Source organism: Nostoc sp. UHCC 0251, assembly GCF_034932245.1.
In the GTDB taxonomy this organism is placed as follows: Bacteria; Cyanobacteriota; Cyanobacteriia; order Cyanobacteriales; family Nostocaceae; genus Nostoc.
In genome coordinates this window covers 1-1,452 of record NZ_JAYGHD010000272.1, presented here as the reverse complement: position 1 = coordinate 1,452, position 1,452 = coordinate 1, and the positions used below count along the sequence as shown (strand labels likewise).

Here is a 1,452-nt window from a genome sequence, read left to right as displayed (position 1 = left end):
CAATACCTTAGCCAAAATAAGAGGATGAGGAGAGAGGGCCGATGTAGTAGAGTTATTGTCTCTCACAACGACAACTCAAAAACCACAATCAGCCCATGTCCGATATCTTATCACTGCTACAATGCTTGCTACCGCAGATAAACGCTACGACGATGCGGCAATTGAACCAGATAATCCTGGCCATGTTAGCAATGAGCGGGCGAGCCACCATGTTGGGAATCTCGCGCTGGACAGGCACTGGTGGTAGTTATCGGACGATATTGAGATTCTTTCATACAGTAATCCCTTGGGCAACGTTGTTTTGGCTATTTTTCCGCAAGCATTTGTTTCGTACAAATGAGGTATATTTGCTTGCAGGAGATGAAGTTGTAATCAGTAAATCCGGGAAAAAGACTTATGGGCTGGATAGATTTTTTTCTAGCCTCGTCAGCAAACCTATATTAGGGCTATCTTTTTTTACATTATCATTAGTAAGTGTTGAGCGAAGACACTCGTTTCCGATTCAAATAGAACAGGTAATCAAGAGCAATGTAGAAGAAAGTAGCGTATTGCCAAGAACAGAAATCAAATCCAAAGAAAAACGTGGACGTGGACGACCAAAAGGGAGTAAAAATAAAAATAAAACAGAAGTAATCCTCACATCGGAATTACTAAGAATTAAGAAGATGATTAATGAGTTAGTCTTGTTAATAGCTAACTTTATCCCACTGACTTACTTAGTCTTAGACGGTCATTTTGGTAACAATAATGCCTTGCAAATGGTTCGGCAAGTTAATTTGCACATAATTTCCAAGTTGCGCCATGATTCGGCATTGTATATACCCTATCAACATCCTGACTCCAATAGTCGCTCTCGTCGTAAATACGGTGATAAGATTGACTACTGTAACATGCATGATAGATATTTATGTAAAAGTACCATTGAAGATGATATCAAAACCGATATTTATCAAGCTACTTTACTCCACAAGGAATTTGCCCAAGCACTGAATATAGTTATTTTGTTCAAAACCAATCTTAAAACTAATGCTAATAGTCATGTAATCCTATTTTCTAGCGACCTAAAGTTGTCATACGAAAAGATAATCGACTACTACAAACTGCGCTTTCAAATCGAGTTTAATTTTCGAGATGCCAAACAGTTTTGGGGATTGGAAGATTTTATGAACCTGAGCCAAGCTGCCGTGACTAATGCTGCTAACTTAGCATTCTTTATGGTCAACTTATCCCATCATCTTCTGTCTGATTTCCGTCAACACAATCCCGACTCCGGCATTATTGATCTTAAGGCTTACTACCGTGGTTTTCGATATGTTCGTGAAATGTTAAAAATGCTTCCCGAAATCCCTGAGCCTATTTTATTAACCAAGATTTTTGCCAAGCTTACTGCTTTAGGACGTATTCATCCCGTTTCCACCGGCGTTGAACCCTCGTAAATTGGCAGAGGTATTG

Annotated in this window: 1 protein-coding gene; it reads left to right on the top strand. The window is 39.3% G+C overall.

What is annotated here, in order from left to right; translation table 11 throughout:
* The first annotated feature begins 95 nt into the window (after window positions 1-95).
* A complete protein-coding gene (locus VB740_RS18150) occupies window positions 96-1,436 on the top strand; it encodes a transposase (RefSeq protein WP_323201350.1) in 1,341 nt (446 codons plus the stop codon).
* Window positions 1,437-1,452 lie beyond the last annotated feature (16 nt).